The 16954-nt window shown below is 71.7% G+C and carries 15 protein-coding genes; 5 read left to right on the top strand and 10 right to left on the bottom strand.

Annotated features, from left to right (window positions below):
- Positions 1-3 precede the first annotated feature (3 nt).
- Together ACZ4TO_RS20650 and ACZ4TO_RS20645 are read right to left on the bottom strand one after the other, a co-directional pair.
- On the bottom strand, positions 4-756 hold the full coding sequence (locus ACZ4TO_RS20650) for a LuxR C-terminal-related transcriptional regulator (protein WP_382793131.1): 753 nt from the start codon (positions 754-756) through the stop codon (positions 4-6).
- Complete coding sequence (locus ACZ4TO_RS20645) at positions 753-2042, bottom strand: ATP-binding protein (RefSeq protein ID WP_355766706.1); 1290 nt, start codon at positions 2040-2042, stop codon at positions 753-755. The genes ACZ4TO_RS20650 and ACZ4TO_RS20645 overlap by 4 nt, the downstream gene beginning before the upstream one ends.
- A 176-nt stretch (positions 2043-2218) precedes the next feature.
- Between ACZ4TO_RS20645 and ACZ4TO_RS20640 the strand changes: the two genes are divergently transcribed.
- Complete coding sequence (locus tag ACZ4TO_RS20640) at positions 2219-3601, top strand: PspC domain-containing protein (protein WP_468024925.1); 1383 nt, start codon at positions 2219-2221, stop codon at positions 3599-3601.
- Positions 3588-3800: a hypothetical protein gene (locus ACZ4TO_RS20635; RefSeq protein WP_382793125.1), complete on the top strand. Its 213-nt coding sequence runs from the start codon at positions 3588-3590 to the stop codon at positions 3798-3800. Before ACZ4TO_RS20640 ends, ACZ4TO_RS20635 begins: the two co-directional genes overlap by 14 nt.
- A 55-nt stretch (positions 3801-3855) precedes the next feature.
- Here the strand turns inward: ACZ4TO_RS20635 and ACZ4TO_RS20630 are convergent, their stop codons facing one another.
- From ACZ4TO_RS20630 to ACZ4TO_RS20620, 3 genes are all read right to left on the bottom strand, one after another.
- Positions 3856-4380, bottom strand: coding sequence for a DoxX family protein (locus ACZ4TO_RS20630; RefSeq protein WP_382793123.1), 525 nt, complete (start codon positions 4378-4380; stop codon positions 3856-3858).
- Positions 4381-4898: 518 nt separating this feature from the next.
- Positions 4899-6284 (bottom strand): hypothetical protein, encoded by a 1386-nt coding sequence (locus ACZ4TO_RS20625; protein WP_385048669.1) that lies wholly within the window; start codon positions 6282-6284, stop codon positions 4899-4901.
- A 286-nt stretch (positions 6285-6570) separates the two neighbouring features.
- Entirely contained in the window at positions 6571-7365 is a 795-nt protein-coding gene (locus ACZ4TO_RS20620) for a class II aldolase/adducin family protein (protein WP_382793117.1), read from the bottom strand.
- A gap of 154 nt (positions 7366-7519) precedes the next feature.
- Between ACZ4TO_RS20620 and ACZ4TO_RS20615 the strand changes: the two genes are divergently transcribed.
- Positions 7520-7990, top strand: coding sequence for a pyridoxamine 5'-phosphate oxidase family protein (locus ACZ4TO_RS20615; protein ID WP_468024924.1), 471 nt, complete (start codon positions 7520-7522; stop codon positions 7988-7990).
- A gap of 30 nt (positions 7991-8020) precedes the next feature.
- Here the strand turns inward: ACZ4TO_RS20615 and guaA are convergent, their stop codons facing one another.
- On the bottom strand, positions 8021-9601 hold the full coding sequence (gene guaA, locus ACZ4TO_RS20610) for a glutamine-hydrolyzing GMP synthase (RefSeq protein ID WP_382793110.1): 1581 nt from the start codon (positions 9599-9601) through the stop codon (positions 8021-8023).
- 329 nt (positions 9602-9930) lie between these two features.
- On the opposite strand from guaA, the gene ACZ4TO_RS20605 reads away from it, so the two are divergent.
- Entirely contained in the window at positions 9931-10215 is a 285-nt protein-coding gene (locus ACZ4TO_RS20605; RefSeq protein WP_329301276.1) for a chorismate mutase, read from the top strand.
- Positions 10216-10500: 285 nt separating this feature from the next.
- Here the strand turns inward: ACZ4TO_RS20605 and ACZ4TO_RS20600 are convergent, their stop codons facing one another.
- On the bottom strand, positions 10501-11703 hold the full coding sequence (locus ACZ4TO_RS20600; RefSeq protein WP_468024923.1) for a hypothetical protein: 1203 nt from the start codon (positions 11701-11703) through the stop codon (positions 10501-10503).
- A 113-nt stretch (positions 11704-11816) separates the two neighbouring features.
- Positions 11817-12272 carry a hypothetical protein gene (locus ACZ4TO_RS20595; protein WP_451074888.1) on the bottom strand — a complete coding sequence of 152 codons (456 nt, stop codon included), beginning with the start codon at positions 12270-12272 and terminating at the stop codon, positions 11817-11819.
- Here ACZ4TO_RS20595 and ACZ4TO_RS20590 point away from each other — a divergent pair.
- A complete protein-coding gene (locus ACZ4TO_RS20590; protein WP_451074889.1) occupies positions 12265-12903 on the top strand; it encodes an LAETG motif-containing sortase-dependent surface protein in 639 nt (212 codons plus the stop codon). The genes ACZ4TO_RS20595 and ACZ4TO_RS20590 overlap by 8 nt on opposite strands.
- A 94-nt stretch (positions 12904-12997) precedes the next feature.
- Here the strand turns inward: ACZ4TO_RS20590 and ACZ4TO_RS20585 are convergent, their stop codons facing one another.
- Together ACZ4TO_RS20585 and ACZ4TO_RS20580 are read right to left on the bottom strand one after the other, a co-directional pair.
- Positions 12998-14803: a GMC family oxidoreductase N-terminal domain-containing protein gene (locus ACZ4TO_RS20585; RefSeq protein ID WP_382793103.1), complete on the bottom strand. Its 1806-nt coding sequence runs from the start codon at positions 14801-14803 to the stop codon at positions 12998-13000.
- 87 nt (positions 14804-14890) lie between these two features.
- Positions 14891-16810 carry a succinic semialdehyde dehydrogenase gene (locus tag ACZ4TO_RS20580; RefSeq protein ID WP_468024922.1) on the bottom strand — a complete coding sequence of 640 codons (1920 nt, stop codon included), beginning with the start codon at positions 16808-16810 and terminating at the stop codon, positions 14891-14893.
- Positions 16811-16954 lie beyond the last annotated feature (144 nt).

The following is a 16954-nucleotide window of genomic DNA, read 5'->3' as shown; positions in this document are numbered from 1 at the left end:
GGGTCAGACCAGGCGCCGGGCCGTCGCCCAGCGGGTCAGCTCGTGGCGGTTCGAGAGCTGGAGCTTGCGCAGGACCGCCGAGACGTGCGACTCGACCGTCTTGACGGAGATGAAGAGCTGCTTGGCGATCTCCTTGTACGCGTACCCCCGGGCGATGAGGCGCAGGACCTCGCGTTCGCGCTGGGTGAGGCGGTCCATGTCCTCGTCGACGGGCGGGGCGTCGGTGGAGGCGAAGGCGTCGAGGACGAATCCGGCGAGGCGCGGGGAGAAGACCGCGTCGCCGTCCTGGACGCGGAACACGGAGTCCACGAGATCCGTGCCGGTGATCGTCTTCGTCACATAGCCCCGGGCGCCGCCGCGGATCACACCGATCACGTCCTCGGCGGCGTCCGACACGGACAACGCGAGGAAGCGGACCGGCTGCTCGGCGTCGGCCATCAACGGAGCGCAGCGGCGCAGCACTTCGACACCGCCGCCGCCGGGAAGATGGACGTCCAGGAGGACGACCTCGGGGCGGGTGGCCGTGATGACCGTGACCGCCTGGTCGACGTCCGCGGCCTCGCCGACCACCTCGACACCGGTCCGCGCGGTCTCCCCGATCTCGGCCTGGACCCCCGTACGGAACATGCGGTGGTCGTCCACGAGCACCACGCGCACCCGGCGCCCGCCCTCGGCGCCGGCTCCCGCGGACGCGGTGGCACCGGAGGTCTCCGCGGCCGAACCGCCGGACTCCACAGGCTCGTTCGTGTCGCTCATGACGTTTTCTCCGCCCTCTCCATCTCCAGCTCGACCTCCGTGCCACCGTCCGGCACCGCGCGCAGCCGCGCCGTGCCGCCGTTGCGTTCCATGCGGCCGATGATCGATTCTCTGACGCCCATGCGGTCGGCGGGTATCGCGTCGAGGTCGAAGCCGGGGCCGCGGTCGCGGACGGACACGAAGACCGTCCTGCCCTCGACTTCGGCGTAGACCTGTACCGCGCCGCCCTCGCCACCGTACTTGGCGGCGTTCACCATCGCTTCCCTCGCCGCCTGCATCTGCGCGGTCAGCCGGTCGTCGAGGGGGCAGTCGCCCACGACGACGACCTCGATGGGGACGCCGTGCTTGTCCTCCACCTCGGCGGCGTGGCCGCGGACCGCCTCGGCGAGGGTGGCGGGCTCCTCGTCCTCGTCCTTGCCGCTGCCGTCCGGCTTGTACAGCCAGGCGCGCAGATCGCGTTCCTGGGCGCGGGCCAGGCGGCGCACCTCGTTCGCGTTCTCCGCGTTGCGCTGGATCAGGGTCAGGGTGTGCAGCACGGAGTCGTGGACGTGGGCGGCGACCTCCGCCCGTTCCTGCGCGCGGATGCGCATCAGGCGCTCCTCGGACAGGTCCTGGGTCATCCGGATCAGATAGGGGCCCGCGAGCAGGGCGATACCGACGAGGACCGCGAGCGCCGCCTGGAGCACCGAGCCGAGGTGGGCCGCGGAGCCCTGGAGGACGAAGATCCCGGAGACGCCGGCCGTGACGAGCAGCACGCCCGCCGCGGAGCGCAGCAGCGTGAGCGTACGGCGGCGGCGGCCGACCTCCGCCCAGCGGGCCCGCCGCGCGTTGTCCGCCTGGCGCCAGACCAGGGCGACGCCCGCGCCGACGAGGACCGTGGGCCACAGATACGCCTTCGTGCCGCCGCCGAGATTCACGTTGCCGACGAAGACCATGGCCACGACGACCATGAGGAGCAGGGCGACGATCTGGCCCTTGTCCGGCTTGCGGGCCACCAGTCTGCGCCGGCCGTCGGGCGAGGTCTCGGTGGTGAACGCCGGGGTGCGGCCGGAGCCGACGCCGCCGACGCCGAGCGGTACGAAGAACCAGAACGCGGCGTACAGCAGCGCGCCCAGCCCGTCCGCCATGAACAGTCCGACGAACACCAGCCGCACCCAGACCACGGGCAGCCCGAGATGCCCGGCGAGCCCTCGCGCCACTCCCCCGAGCCAGCGTCCGTCGCTGCTTCGGTAGAGCTTGCGCGGGGGCCGCGGGTCGTCGGTGGGCAGGACTGCGGCTTCCGGCATGCCACCGATGTTCACACGCCCGGCCCACCGGAGCATCAGGGTCGGCCCCGGATACTCCCCTGATCTTCGAGAACCGGCGTTCGAACGCCCCCCGCCCTCCCCTCCGGGCGGATATCAGGGTTCGGCCAGGGTCATCCCGACTGCCGCCGTGCCGTCCCGCCCGTCACCATGGACGCATGACAGATCAGCAGCACGCGGCGGCGGAGCCGGAGCCCGGCGCCGCTCCGGGTGACGAGCCGCGTGCTCACGGGGAAGCGGCCGCGGCCCGGCCGGCCGGCGCAGCCGCCGACGCCTCCTCCGAGGTGCCGCGCAGGTTCCGGCGCGACCGCCGGCAGAAGACGCTCGGCGGGGTGTGCGCCGGGCTCGGCCGGCAGTGCGACATGGACCCGGTGATCTTCCGGATCGTGCTCGCGGTGCTCGCCGCGACCGGCGGCATCGGCCTCATCTTCTACGGCTTCGCGTGGCTCTTCGTCCCGTACGACGACGAGGAGGAGAACGAGGTCCGCAAGCTGCTCACCGGCCGGGTCGACGGTCCCGCGCTGACCGCCGTGCTCTTCGCGCTGGTCGGCTGCGGGGTGTTCCTGTCCATGCTCAAGAACGGCAGCGTGCTGACGTTCGCCGTCGTCCTGTCCCTGCTGCTGGCGGGCGCGGGCTACTGGTCGCAGAACCGCGGCGCCGCCGACCCGGACCCGCTGGCCGCGCAGGCCGCCGCCGACGCGCCTCCGGAGGCGAAGGCCCCGCCCGCCCCCGACTCCTATCCCTCGTGGTGGCGCGACCCGATCGTGAAGGACGGTTCGCACGTCGGCGGCACCGGCTACATGTGGGGTCCCGTGGAGACCCGGGACCGCGACGTCGCGGCCGCGCTCAACATCGCCCGCGGCACCTCGCGCCCCGTCCAGCGGGCGGAACGGGAGCGCGGACCGCGCGGCCCCCGTCCGATAGGCGGCCGCGTCTTCCTGCTCGCGCTGCTCGCCGGCGGCCTCACCACCAGCCTGAACTGGCACGACCACGCGCTCGGCACCAGCCTCCAGGCCGGACTGGCCGCCGCGCTCATCGTGTTCGGCCTGGGCATCGCCGTGAGCTCGTTCCGCGGTCGCACGGGCGCGGGAACGGTCTTCCTCGCGGTGATCACGGCCGGTCTCCTGGCGGCCTCGGCGGCCCTGCCGAAGGACATCGGCACCCACTGGGTACGGACGGACTGGACCCCGGCGACCGCGGCCGACGTACGGCCGGGCTACGACCTGGGCACGGGAGTGGGCACCCTCGACCTGAGCGGTGTCGACCTCGCCAAGGGGCAGACCGTGAAGACGAAGGCCGAGGTGGGCGCGGGCCATCTGAAGGTGATCGTCCCCAAGGACGCGACCGTGCGGCTGTCCGTCGAGGTGGGCGTGGGCGACATCCAGCTTCCGGGTGACGACAAGAAGGACGTGGACGTGGAACCGGGCAAGCACAAGCGGGTGACCCTGCCGCCGGCGACGGGCGCCAAGGACGGCGGCATCTTCGACCTCGACCTCCAGGTCGGCGTCGGCCAGGCGGAGGTGGCCCGTGCCTCGTCATGAGTTCCAGCCCGGAAAGCTGGTGGCGGGCCTGTTCCTCACCGCCGGGGGCATCGCCTACGCCGGAGACGCGGGGGGCTGGTGGGACACCGAGTGGTTCGCCATCATCCCCGTCGTCGTGGTCGGGCTCTGCCTGGCGGGCGCCGTGGCCTCGGTGAACCACGCCGTCCGCAGACGCCGCGCGGGGCGGAGCCGCACCTGAACTCCCGCTCCGCCCGCACGGCTTCATGCGGGCCCGGCGATCGAACCCGTCGGGCTCAGTAGCCGGTCCGCTGCTGACGGCGTCGTTTGATCACGGCGTCCAACGACCAGTAGGACGCGCCGGCCAGCAGCAGGGGCGTCCAGCAGAACAGGTACGGGAGGTCGTTGCCGTAGTAGTACGGGTCGGAGGCCCAGCTCACCGTCAGCCACAGGCTGAGCGAGATGAGGGCGCCGCCGAGCGCGGCAAGGCGGGCCAGCAGGCCTATCAGGGTGCCGATCCCGACGGCCAGTTCGCCGAACGCGATGGCGTAGCCGAAGCCGACGGGGTTCTTCAGGGACAGGTCGACGAGGGCCGGTATCGCGGAGGAATCACGCACCGTGCGCATCATGTCGCCGATCGAGCCGGAGCCGGAGGCCTTCAGGAAGGCGCTGTCCGTGAGTTTGTCGAGGCCGGCGTAGATGAAGGTGACGCCCAGGAAGATCCGTAGTGGCAACAGGGCGTAGTGGGTCGCGGTCTCCCGCCAGTCCCGTCGTTCTCCCAGATACTGGGTGTGAGTATCCGTCCGCATACCGTGAGTCATCGCTCTCCGCCACCTCTCACCCGCGTGCCGTTGACCACTCAACAGACCATACGTACGAATCGGTTCCCCGACTCAGCCGAGGGAACCTTTTTCCGGGCCTCACCTCCCGGAACACCCCCCGGCCCCACCTCTCCCACCCACCCAAAAACCTTCCTTCGCCCCCTCCGCCCCTACCCGTCCCACCCCTGGGGCTCCGCCCCAGACCCCGCTCCTCAAACGCCGGAGGGGCTGAAACTGGCCCCGCACCGAAGGGGACCGCGGGCTGGAAATTTCGCCGGCCGGGGTTGGAAGGTGAACAGGCGTCGCCAGCCGGGGTTGGTATGTGGGATGTCGACCGCGCACCCGCAGCCGGGATCCGGCGGGAGGGGACGTGCCGGTACATCACATGCCCGTCGCTTCCCACGGTCACCACTCACCCAACGGCGACGGGCGGATGTACCGGCGCGGCCCCGACCCACCCACCGGCCGGACCCGGGCCACCACCGGCCGGACCCGGCACCGCGACGGCCGCCGCGGCCTCAGTCCGTCACATCGATCTCGTACCGGTTCGTCTCCACGCCCGCGGCCGTCACCACCTGCACCTCCACCCGCCCCGGCTCCACGTCCACCGGCACCGGCACGGTCAGCACCGCGTCCGTGGGATTGCTGAACCCCCCGGACACCGGCACCAACGGCACATGCACATGCACCGCCCCGATCCGCACGACCATCCGCGACAAGCGGTCCGCGCCCTGCGCCCCGGGCGGCACGAACCCGGCCCCCCGGATCTCGATGTCGTCCCCGGTCCGGATCGGCGCGTCCAGATCACCCGCCTCTCGGGACCGGACCACGGAAAGGATCACCGGCCGCCCGCCCTCGGCGTACTTCCCGGCGAGATAGGTCGCGGCCGACACCAGCACCAACAGGGCCAGCCCCCACGGCAGATCGGGCAACTGCGACGGCCGCCGAGCCAGCCGCACCGCGGCGAAGACGAGAGCGACCCCGCTGATCACGACGTACTGGATGTCGGCGAAGCCACCCCGCCCCGAGTCGTCGGTGAGCAGATCCGCCGCCCGCGGCCGGTCGGCGCGGACCTTCTGGAGCCGCTGCCCCAGCACCCGCAGCCCGACCACGCGCCGCACCAGCACGGCGACCCCGCAGACCACGGCGACGACGGTCACGACCCCGGCCGCCCGGGCGAGTTCGAACCCGGCGATGAGTTCGTCCCGGAGCCCGTGCGAGGACGCCGCGGCGAGCCGGCCCACCAGCACGAGCACCGCGTACACCACGAACAGCACCCAGCCGGCGGCCACCGCACGGGAGGTGGAGAGCCGGTTGTCCTCGCCGATGACCGGCGCCAGGGCCCCGCCCCGCGTCCGGTGCAGCCAGGCCGCCCCGGTCAGAAGCCCGGCCAGCACGACCGCGGCGACCAGCCCCGCCGTCCGCGCCGCCGTCCAGCCGGCCCCGATCGCGGTGAGCGCCTGCACGAGCAGGAGGACGACGACGGCGGCCCACACGGTGAACGCGGTGTACCGCCACAGCCGGCCCAGCCACGCCTCGCCCTCGAGCCGGCCGCGTTCGGCCACGAGGTCGGCGGACTGGGTGAGTTCGTCGGACACCCACTGCCGGGACGCGGAGGCGGAGTGGGCGACCCCCGCGGGCAGCCCCTGCCCGGACGCCAGCGCGTCGCGCTTGGCGAGGAACGCGGCGACGGCCCGCCGGTGCCCCGTACGCGCCCCGTGTGGACAGTCCCCGCACGTACAGCCGCCCTCGTGTCCGCCGGGCCCCCCGCCCGACCGACCGACCGGCCCACCGCCGGGCCCGCCACCCGGACCGCCGCCAGAGCCACCGCTCCGCCCGGTGCCCGACCCGGACCCCGGCCCGGCACCGTGCCCCGCACCGTGTCTCGCCTCCTGCACCGCCACGCCCACTGCCGCCTTCCCGCGCCAGAACACACTCCGTAGAGCCGGAATGTCACGAACATCCGGCTGCCGCGCCCCCACCCGACAACTCTCCTGTGACGAAAGCGAATTGTGCCGTACTCGGCACCCCGCGCACGCGTCAGGTCGGGTCGGCGGGGGTGAAGCGAGCCACCGCTTGTTGACCCGACGCCCCGCTGTTCCGGCGGCCGCGAGGGCGGTTCCGGCGGACGTGGGGGAAGGCCGACCAGGTCCGACCAGGTCCGTCCGTCGCCCTGGCCGAGCAGATGTCCTAGCTGAGCAGATCGGGTTCGCTGCGGCTGATGTCCTGCCACAGGGGCTGGTAGTTGATCCACGCCACCAGGTCGCCGCCGAGCTGTTCACGGGTGGCGACCGCCTGCTTGTGGTCGATGACGAGGGGCCGGCCCGCGGCCTTCGCGGTGAGCTGGACCTGGCTCGACCGTTCCATGGACAGGAACCACCAGGCCGCCGCGTCCACCGAGTCCCCGACGGTCAGCAGCCCGTGGTTGCGCAGCACGAGCGCCTTGCGGCTGCCCAGCGCGGACGCGATCCTGCGGCCCTCCTCGGCGTCGACGGCGACCCCGCTGTAGGCGTCGTACAGCGCGTGATCCTCGTAGAAGGCGCAGCTCTCCTGGGTGATCGGGTCGAGCAGGTCGCCGAGGGCGGCCAGGGCGCGGCCGTGCACGGAGTGGCAGTGGGCGACGGCGACGACGTCGGGGCGGGCCGCGTGGACCTGGGAGTGCACGGTGAACGCGGCCTGGTTCACGTGGTAGCGGCCCTCGATCACCTGGCCCTCCTGGTTGGCCATGACCAGGTCGCCGACGGTGACGTGTTTGAACGGCATTCCGAACGGGTTCACCCAGAAACAGTCGCTGTACTCGGGGTCGCGCGCCGTGATGTGTCCGGAGACGCCGTCCTCGAAGCCGAGCCGTCCGAACAGCCGCAGCGCGCCGGCCAGCCGCTCCTTGCGGTGCCGCCGTTCGTCGTCCAGCGATTCGTGCATCGGCGGCATGGCGAAGCGGAGCTGGTCGGTGGGGCGGGGCAGCGGCGGAGTGGGCCCGTGCATCTGTCCTCCAGCACTGGCGTGTTCGGTACGAGCGGAAGTTACCCGGGGTCAGCGCAGGAGAACAGGGGTGTTCCATGAGAGAAAAGTGTGGGATGCCCAGGGACACGGGCGATACCCGACAGAAGATGTCGGGTATGCGCGTCAGACTCGCGGCATGAACTGGGCAGCACTCTCCACCGCCGAGCCGGCCTTCGCCGACACCGTCGAGCGGCGCTTCGGCGCCTTCACCCACCACGTCCTCGCGACCCTCCGCAAGGACGGCTCGCCCCGCACCTCGGGCATCGAGGTGCGCTTCCTCGACGGCGAGCTGTGGCTCGGCATGATGCCGGACTCCCTCAAGGCGCTCGACCTGCGCCGCGACCCGCGCTTCGCGCTCCAGGCGAACCCGGGGGCCGGTACGGACATGGGCGGCGGCGACGTACGGATCAGCGGGCGGGCGGTCGAGGTGGGCGACGGCGTTCCCGCCAAGGCGGCGTACGTGAAAGAGGTGGAACCGCCGGAGCCGTTCCACCTCTTCCGCACCGAGCTGACGGAGGTCACGCGGACCTTCGTCGAGGACGAGACGTATCTCGTCGTCCAGGTCTGGAAGCCCGGCGCGCCGGTGCGCACGCTCAAGCGGACCTGAGGCGGGAGTTCCCTCCCGCCCGCGGGAGGACTACTCCCACTCGATGGTGCCCGGGGGCTTGCTCGTCACGTCGAGCACGACGCGGTTGACGTCCGCGACCTCGTTCGTGATCCGCGTCGAGATCTTCGCCAGCACGTCGTACGGAAGCCGCGACCAGTCCGCCGTCATGGCGTCCTCGCTGGACACCGGACGCAGGACGATCGGATGGCCGTAGGTCCGGCCGTCGCCCTGGACGCCCACGCTGCGCACGTCGGCGAGCAGGACGACCGGGCACTGCCAGATGTCGCGGTCGAGACCGGCGGCGGTCAGCTCCTCGCGGGCGATGGCGTCGGCGGCACGGAGCAGGTCGAGACGCTCCTTGGTCACCTCGCCGACGATGCGGATGCCGAGACCGGGGCCGGGGAACGGCTGGCGCTGGACGATCTCCTCGGGCAGGCCGAGCTCCTGGCCCACCATCCGGACCTCGTCCTTGAACAGCTTGCGCAGCGGCTCGACGAGCTGGAACTCCAGGTCCTCGGGGAGGCCGCCCACGTTGTGGTGGGACTTGATGTTGGCGGTGCCGGTGCCGCCGCCGGACTCGACGACGTCCGGGTAGAGCGTGCCCTGGACCAGGAACGCGACGTCCTCGCCCTCGGCGGCCTCGGCGATGATCTCCGCCTGGGCCTGCTCGAAGACGCGGATGAACTCGCGCCCGATGATCTTCCGCTTCTCCTCGGGGTCGGAGACGCCCTTGAGCGCGGTGAGGAAGCGCTCCTCCGCGTCCACGACCTTGAGCTGCACGCCGGTCGCGGCGACGAAGTCCTTCTCGACCTGCTCGGTCTCGCCCTGGCGCATCAGACCGTGGTCGACGTACACACAGGTGAGCTGGGAGCCGATGGCCTTCTGGACGAGGGCCGCAGCGACCGCGGAGTCCACGCCGCCGGACAGACCGCAGATGGCGCGCTTGGTGCCGACCTGCTCGCGGATCAGGGCGACCTGCTCGTCGATGACGTTGCCGGTGGTCCAGGACGGGGTGAGACCCGCGCCGCGGTACAGGAAGTGCTCCAGGACCTGCTGGCCGTGCGTGGAGTGCATGACCTCGGGGTGGTACTGGACGCCGTAGAGCTTCTTCTCGTCGTTCTCGAACGCGGCGACCGGGACGACGTCCGTGGAGGCCGTGACGGTGAAGCCCTCGGGGGCGGCGGAGCAGGCGTCGCCGTGCGACATCCACACCGGCTGCTCGTCCGGGGTGCCCTCGAACAGGGTGGAGCCGGACTTCGAGACGTGCAGCGGCGTACGGCCGTACTCGCGGGCGCCGGTGTTGTCGACCGTGCCGCCGAGGGTCGTGGCCATGAGCTGGAAGCCGTAGCACATGCCGAAGACGGGGACGCCCGCCTCGAAGATCTCGCGGTCCAGGCGCGGGGCGCCCTCCGCGTAGACCGACGAGGGACCGCCGGAGAGGATGATCGCGGCCGGGTTCTTGGCGAGCATCTCCTGGACCGGCATGGTGCTCGGCACGATCTCGCTGTAGACCCGGGCCTCACGGACTCGACGGGCGATGAGCTGGGCGTACTGCGCACCGAAGTCGACGACCAGGACGGTGTCGGGGGCGGCGGGGGACGCTTCTGGCACGGTCTGCCTTCCGGCGGTGAGCAAAAGGGTGTGTACGGCCGATTCTACCGGGGGCCGCGGGGGGCCTGGCGCCCCCGGGGTTTCGGACACCGGGTCTCACCATCCGAACCGTCTTGGCCGGCGCCGTCGCGGGCGTGCATACTTCCCTCATGCTCACGCACACGACCTTCCTGTTTACCTATGGCAACCGGCCCACCGGCTGCCATGGTCGTGCTGCTTGAGCAACTGACAAGCGACTTCCCAGGCGCCCCGGGCCGACAAGGCCCGGGGCGTCTGCCGTTTCCGGGCCGGTTCGCTCCGGGGCACCCCTTCCACCGAGGAGCCCCACCATGGCCGACGTACTCGACAAGACCGGCGCCCGTACCGACGAGGCCGCCGACGTGATCACCGGTGCCCGTGAACGCATCGACGCCCTGGACGACCGGATCATCGGGCTCGTGCAGGAACGGATGGCCGTCTCGGCCGTGATCCAGGAGGCGCGGATCACGTCCGGCGGCCGCCGGGTGAACCTCTCCCGCGAGATGGAGATCCTCGGCCACTACCGGGACGCGCTCGGCAAGCCGGGCACCTCGCTGGCGATGACGCTGCTCGAACTGTGCCGCGGCCGGATCTGAGAGCCGCACCCGGCGTACGCACGTACGCATTCCCTCTCACCCGTACGGCGCGTATCCGGGGTGCCGCGGACTTCGTTTCTTCTGGTGTCCGTGTCAGCCAGGGGCGGGCCCGAAAGAACCACGCGTGGCTTCACTGGAGCGATGAGACGTACGGATCGTGCCGTGCGTCGTGGGACCTCGCTCCAGGTCGTGTGACCGGACGGCAGGGGACAGCAGCCCGGTCACTCAAGAGAACGGCCGGCCCCGGGGACGCCCGGGGCCGTCCGACGGACCCTGTTCGAGCCGTCAGGTACGGGACACCGTGCCGCATCCGGCCGTGCGGGAGGTCTCCAGGGCGTGGCTGCGGTCGTACGGGTCGGTGGCCGGGCCGGTCGGCGTCGCGCCGGTGGGTGCCGCCGAGTGGAACTGCGGGTGCAGGAAGCCGTCGTAGACGTCGCAGGCGGAGTTGCCGATGCTCTCGTCGTAGTGATTGATCGTCAATCTGCCCGATGTGACCTGGTACTTCCTCGGGTCGAGGAACCCGGCGTCGAGGACGCGGCGCACGATGGTGCGGGTCACCTCGTCCTTGTTCCCGTCGGCCGGGGACACCGGGTAGACGAAGGTGTAGTCGGCGTGGACGGCGACGGACCCGTCCTTGCCCGCCTTGAACGTGATCCGGCCGCGCACCTTGACCACCTGGCCGACCAGGCGCACCTCGTCGGGGTCGAAGCGGCTGAACAGGGTCAGCGGATCGTGCTTCTCGTCCGGCGCGCTCAGCCGGCGGTCGATGTCGGCGATCATGCCGGGCTGCTTGGGATCGAGGACGGCTATGGCCGCCTTCGGACGCTCGCCGCGCAGGGTCGCCGGATCGAGGTTGGCCCCGACGAGCAGGTTCTTGGTCTGCCGCAGCGCCGCGGCCACCTGCGCCTTCGTGAACGAGCCGACCGGCTCGGCCTCCGGGAGGACGACGGCGTCGGCACCGTCGGCCCAGCGCTCGGCCGGCGATCCGGCGAACGGCCGTTGCCTGGTGGGTGTCAGCGAGGCCGCGGCGGAGGGCGGCGCGGTCGGGGCGGCGGTCTCGGCGGGCAGCTCGGGTCCGGCCGAAGCGGACCCCGACGCGGACGAGGACGCGGCGCCGAAGAGGTCGCCCGGCAGCAGGGACGGCTTCATCGCGACGACGGCCACGGCGACGGCGAGCGGAACCCCGAGGATCGCCCACAGTCTGCGCCGCCGGGAGGCACGCCGGTCCATCTCGCGCCAGGCGGGGCCCGTCCGCCAGCCCTCGGGCTGCGCGGCCGGACGCGACTCCTTGCGGGCGGTCCGGCGGGTGGCCCGCGCGGCCTCCCGCTCGTCCTGGAGGCGCAGCCGCTCCGTCACCATGCGCGCCCGGGCGGACGGCTCCTTGGGTGCCGAGGCGCGGATGTCGCGCTCGCTGTCGCGCGCGAAGCGTTCCCACACGTCGTCAGGAACCGTCGGCTCACCGGATTCCCCGGGCTGTTGATCAGACACGAAGCTCTTTCTAAGTGTCTCGAACGGGCGTGCGCAAGCCGCACATCGATGTGACCCAGCACACATAAGAATCTCGTCAGATCCAGGACAACCATTCTCAGACCTCGCCGGTCTCACCTGCAGAACCAACGGTCACATCCGCGCCCACACGCGGTGGGCCGCCCACAAACTCCATAATCGCGCCGCGAGTTCACGGCGCACTGGATCACCGAGGTCTTCATGAAGCTTCGCCGTGCCATGGCCACTGCGGCCGCGACGGCTGTCATAGCACCGCTCGCGTTGCTGTCGGTCGCGCCGGCCGCGTTCGCGGAAGAAAGCCCGTCCCCGAGTGCGAGCGTGTCCGAGTCCGCGACCGAGTCGGCGTCGCCTAGCCCGAGCGTGTCGGCTCCCGAGCCGACCGACGCGGCGTCGGCCTCCGCCTCGGCCTCCGCCTCCACCTCCGCGTCGGCTCCGGCCCCGAGCGACTCCGCGTCGGCGTCCGCGCCCGCGCCGAGCGCCTCCGCCTCGGAGTCGGAGTCCCCCGAGCCCGAGCCCTCCGAGTGCTCGGACTCCAAGGTCGACGTGTCCATCACCGGACTGCCCGGCAAGATCGCGGCGGGCAGCGGCTGGCACAAGTTCTCCCTGAACGTCCTGAACAACTCGGACTCCACCCTGAGTGACCTCGGCTTCTTCGCGGGCGCTTCGCCCGACAAGAACGGCGAGGACATGTTCAAGAGCAAGCAGGTCCAGCTCCAGGCGTACAACCCGGACGACAAGGTCTGGGAGAACGTCGACGAGGACGGGTACGCGGTCGGCTTCGTCGGCTACACCGACGAGCTCAAGCCCGACTACGAGGTCGACATCCCGCTCCGTATCAACGTGAAGTCCAGCGCCCCGGTCGGCGCCGGCTTCTCCCTCGGCGCCAGCATCTACGGCGACGCCGACGCGGAGTGCACCGGCTACGGCGAGGTCGCCTACAAGTTCCAGATCGTCGCGGCCGGCACGGACACCGACGGCACCAAGCCGCAGGGCGGCGGCAAGGTCCCGGTCTCGGACAAGCCCGCCGACAAGAGCAACACGCCTTCGGTCGACGGCAGCCTCGCCGAGACGGGCTCCAGCTCCGCGCTGCCGATGATCGGCCTCGCCGGCGGTATCGCCGTCGTCGCCGGCGCCGGTGCGCTGGTCGTCGTCCGTCGCCGCAAGGCCGGCACGAACGCGTAACACCGCAGCCGACACCACCGACGCGCGCGTCGGTCACGTACGAAGAGAAGGACCTGCGCTCGGAGGGGGGCGCAGGTCCTTCTTTTCGTTGGGCTTACGGCTTCGGCGGCATCGTCGGCATGCCCAGGAAGGGCAGCCGCAGCGCTCCGAAGGCGTCCGCGGGGACGACAGGACGGTTCGGCTCCACCGCCTTGAGACGCTCGTACGCGGCTCCCGGCGCCGGACGCGGATCGGCCTCGCCCTTGTTGGGCCAGAACGACATGGCCCGCTCGGCCTGCGCGGTGATGGTGAGCGACGGGTTGACGCCGAGGTTCGCGGAGACGGCGGCACCGTCGACGACGGAGATCCCCGGGTGCCCGTGGAGCCGGTGGTAGGGGTCGATGACGCCCTCCTCCGCGCCGGCGCCGATCGGGCAGCCGCCGAGGAAGTGCGCGGTGAGCGGGGTGCCCATCAGCTCGCCGACATTGCTGCCCGGGAAACCGTTGATCTCCTCGGCGAGCACGGAAGCGGCCCGCGAAGCGGCCTTGATCTGCTTGGGGTTGGGGGCACCGTGCCCCTGGCGTGCCGTCAGCAGGCCCTTGCCCGCGCCCTTCGGCTTGAGATACGTCGTCAGGGAGTTGTCGAGGGACTGCATCACCAGGCCGATGATGGTCCGTTCGGACCAGCGGCGGTTGGAGAGCGAGCGCATCACCAGCAGCGGGTGCCGGACCGCGTTGACGAACCAGCCCGCCACCCTCGACGAGCCCTCGGCGTAGGGGACCTGGAGGATGGACATGCCGCCCATCGCGTTGGAGCCCTTGCCGTAGCGGACGGGTTCGATGTGGGTGTCCGCGTCCGGGTGGATCGAGGACGTGATGGCCACGCCCCGGGTGAAGTCGGCCTTCGTCCCGTGCGCCTTGCGGTAGCGGCGGTCGTCGGTCTGCGCGCCCACCAGGGCCTCGGAGTTGGTGCGGGTCAGCTCGCCGAGCCGCTTCGACAGGTGAGGGAGCTGACCGCCGGCCTTCATGCGGTGGAGCAGCGTCTGGGTGCCGTAGGTGCCGGCCGCGAGGACGACCCGGCGCGCGGTGAAGGTCCGCCCTTGGCCCTTGCGCCGGTTGTCGGTCGGGAGGGTCTGGACGGCGTAGCCGCCGCGCGAGTCGTCGGTGACGGACACGACGGTCGTCATGGGATGGACGACGGCGCCCGCCTTCTCGGCGAGGTGGAGGTAGTTCTCGTTGAGGGTGTTCTTGGCGCCGTGGCGGCAGCCGGTCATGCACTCGCCGCACTCGGTGCAGGCCTTGCGCGCGGGCCCGACACCGCCGAAGTACGGGTCGGCGACCTCCTCACCGGGCTTCGCCCCGGCCGAGCCGTCCGCGTCCTGCCCGTCGCCGAAGAAGACACCGACCGGCGCCATGTGGAAGGTGTCGCCGACCCCCATGCGCTCCGCGGCGGCCTTGAGGTGGACGTCCGACGGGGTCGTGGTCGGGTTGAGCCGCACGCCCAGCATGCGCCGGGCCTGGTCGTAGTACGGCTTCAGCTCCTCCTCCCAGTCGGTGATGTCCTTCCACTGAGGGTCCTCGAAGAACGGCTTCGGCGGCACGTAGAGGGTGTTGGCGTAGTTGAGCGAACCGCCGCCCACACCCGCGCCGGCGAGCACCATCACGTTGCCCAGCAGATGGATGCGCTGGATGCCGTACATGCCCAGCCGCGGGGCCCAGAGGTAGTTCTTGACGTCCCAGGAGTTCTTGGGGAGCGTGTCGCGGGTGAAGCGCCGGCCGGCTTCGAGGACACCGACGCGGTACCCCTTCTCCGTCAGCCGCAGTGCGGTGACGGAGCCGCCGAACCCGGAACCCACGACGACGACGTCGTAGTCGTACGTCTCCTCGTCCGGCTGTTCCTGGACAGAGCTCTCCTGTGACACGTGCCGCTCTCCTCATCGAGACCGTCGAGACGTTCGGAACCGTTTCAGAACCGCTGAGGACCTTGGGGGATCCTTTCGAGAACGGGGCTACCGCAGCCGGAGCGCCTTCATGACCTTCAGGCTCCGGCTCATGAACGCCGCGTACTTCTCGTCGTCCATGCCGAGGGACGGGGCCATCGGCAGCAGCCGCTGCTGCGCGACGGTCTGCGCCTCGGTGTACTTGAGGATGCCCTCGGAGCCGTGCCGGCGGCCGAGGCCGGAGTCCTTCATGCCGCCCATCGGCGACTGGACGCTGCCGTACGCGGGCGCGTAGCCCTCGTTGACGTTCACCGTGCCGGTCCGCAGCCGGGCCGCGAGCGCGCGGCCGCGCCGGCCGTCCTTCGTCCAGACGGAGGAGTTGAGGCCGTACGCGGTGGAGTTGGCGCGCTCGACGACCTCGTCCTCGGTCGTGAAGCGGTAGAGGGAGACGACGGGGCCGAAGGTCTCCTCGGCGCAGACGGCCATCGGGGCCTCGACTCCGTCGAGGATGGTGGGCTCGTAGAAGTACGGGCCCACGTCGGGCCGGGCGACACCGCCGGCGACGACCCTGGCCCCCTTGGCCACGGCTTCCTCGACGTGCCGCGTCACCGTCTCGAGCTGGCGTTCGCCGACCAGCGAGCCCATGTCCGCCCCGTACGCGAGGGATGTGCCGAGCCGCATGGCGCGGGTCCGGGCGGCGAACCGCTCCGTGAACGCGTCGGCTATGGACTCGTGGACGTACAGCCGCTCGATGGAGATGCAGAGCTGTCCGGCGGAGGAGAAGCAGGCCCGGACGGCGCCGGCGGCGGCCTTGTCGAGGTCGGCGTCCTCCAGGACCACCATGGCGTTCTTGCCGCCGAGTTCGAGGGAGACGCCGACGAGACGGGCGGCCGCGCCCTGGGCGACCTCACGGCCGGTGCGGGTGGACCCGGTGAAGGAGACGTAGTCGGCGTGCCGGACGACCTCGGGTCCGACGACCGGTCCGTCGCCGATGACGACCTGGAAGATCTCGGCGGGCAGCCCGGCCTCGACGAGCAGGTCGCGCGCCCACAGGGCGGTGAGGCAGGTCTCGGTGTCGGGCTTCATGACGACCGCGTTGCCCGCGACGAACGCCGGCAGCGCGTCGCCGACCGACAGCTCCAGCGGGTAGTTCCAGGGCGCGATCTGCCCGACGACACCGCGCGGGTGACGCAGTTCGGTGACCTTGGTGAGGGTCGGCATCGCGCCCGCGTGGCGCTTGGGCCGCAGATAGGAGGGCGCCTTGAGTCCGTAGTGCCGTGCGGCGACCAGGACGGCCTGGACCTCCTCGTGGGCGTGCAGCCGGGCCTTGCCGGTCTCCAGCTGGATGAGGTCCAGGACCTCGGCCTGCCGGGCGAGCACGAGGTCGTGGAAGCGGAGCAGGACGGCGGCGCGGCGGCGGACCGGAGTGGCCGCCCAGGCGCCCTGCGCGGCACGGGCCCGCTCGAAGGCCTTCTCGACGTCCGCGGGGGTGGACTCGGGCAGGTCGGCGAGCTTCTCGCCGGTGAACGGCGTGTGGTTGGCGGTCCGCCCGGACCCGGTCACTCCCTTGGCGAGCTGCGCGACGAGCTCGGGGGTGACCACGTCGGCGGCGGTGCGGGCGCCGGCCGGGGCGGGGGCGAGGGGGTTGGTGCCGAGAGCGGCGGGGGCCGCCGTCGCGTCCTCGCCGGCTCCGGCCTGGTCCCCGGCGGCCGTGGCCTCGTCCGCGGCGGTGACCTCCGTGGCGTCGGCCTCGTCCGCGGCGGTGACCTCCGTGGCGTCGGCCTCGTCCGCGGCAGCGGCGACCGCCGTCCCGTCCGCGCGCACCGCGTCGGCCGCGGCGGTCGCGGACGTCAGGTCCGCCTCGCTCGTGGTGGCGGACGTCAGGTCCGCGTCGGTCGCGGCGGCCACGCCGACCGCTGCGTCGGTACCGGCCGCCTCATCGGCGCCGGTGCTTTCCGTGGCCTGCTCCGCGGCCTGCGAGTCCGTCATGAGCCGCAGGGTATGCCCACGCGCTCCCTTTGGGTACCCGTCGGTAATGGCCTTTCACGGAGCGCTCACACACTGCCAGTGATCACTGGCAGCAAATGCGCTGATCAGGGCGTTGTCGGTCCGACGATCACCCGTCGATCGGTT

Source organism: Streptomyces sp. NPDC028298, assembly GCF_055565895.1.
This window is presented reverse-complemented; position numbering and strand designations above follow the sequence as displayed.

Excerpts from the sequence above, each read along its gene's own strand:
- ACZ4TO_RS20650 (WP_382793131.1), bottom strand. The coding sequence starts at position 756 with ATGAGCGACACGAACGAGCCTGTGGAGTCCGGCGGTTCGGCCGCGGAG.
- ACZ4TO_RS20645 (WP_355766706.1), bottom strand. The coding sequence starts at position 2,042 with ATGCCGGAAGCCGCAGTCCTGCCCACCGACGACCCGCGGCCCCCGCGC.
- ACZ4TO_RS20640 (WP_468024925.1), top strand. The coding sequence starts at position 2,219 with ATGACAGATCAGCAGCACGCGGCGGCGGAGCCGGAGCCCGGCGCCGCT.
- ACZ4TO_RS20630 (WP_382793123.1), bottom strand. The coding sequence starts at position 4,380 with ATGACTCACGGTATGCGGACGGATACTCACACCCAGTATCTGGGAGAA.
- ACZ4TO_RS20620 (WP_382793117.1), bottom strand. The coding sequence starts at position 7,365 with ATGCACGGGCCCACTCCGCCGCTGCCCCGCCCCACCGACCAGCTCCGC.
- ACZ4TO_RS20615 (WP_468024924.1), top strand. The coding sequence starts at position 7,520 with ATGAACTGGGCAGCACTCTCCACCGCCGAGCCGGCCTTCGCCGACACC.
- ACZ4TO_RS20605 (WP_329301276.1), top strand. The coding sequence starts at position 9,931 with ATGGCCGACGTACTCGACAAGACCGGCGCCCGTACCGACGAGGCCGCC.
- ACZ4TO_RS20595 (WP_451074888.1), bottom strand. The coding sequence starts at position 12,272 with ATGGACACGTCGACCTTGGAGTCCGAGCACTCGGAGGGCTCGGGCTCG.
- ACZ4TO_RS20580 (WP_468024922.1), bottom strand. The coding sequence starts at position 16,810 with ATGACGGACTCGCAGGCCGCGGAGCAGGCCACGGAAAGCACCGGCGCC.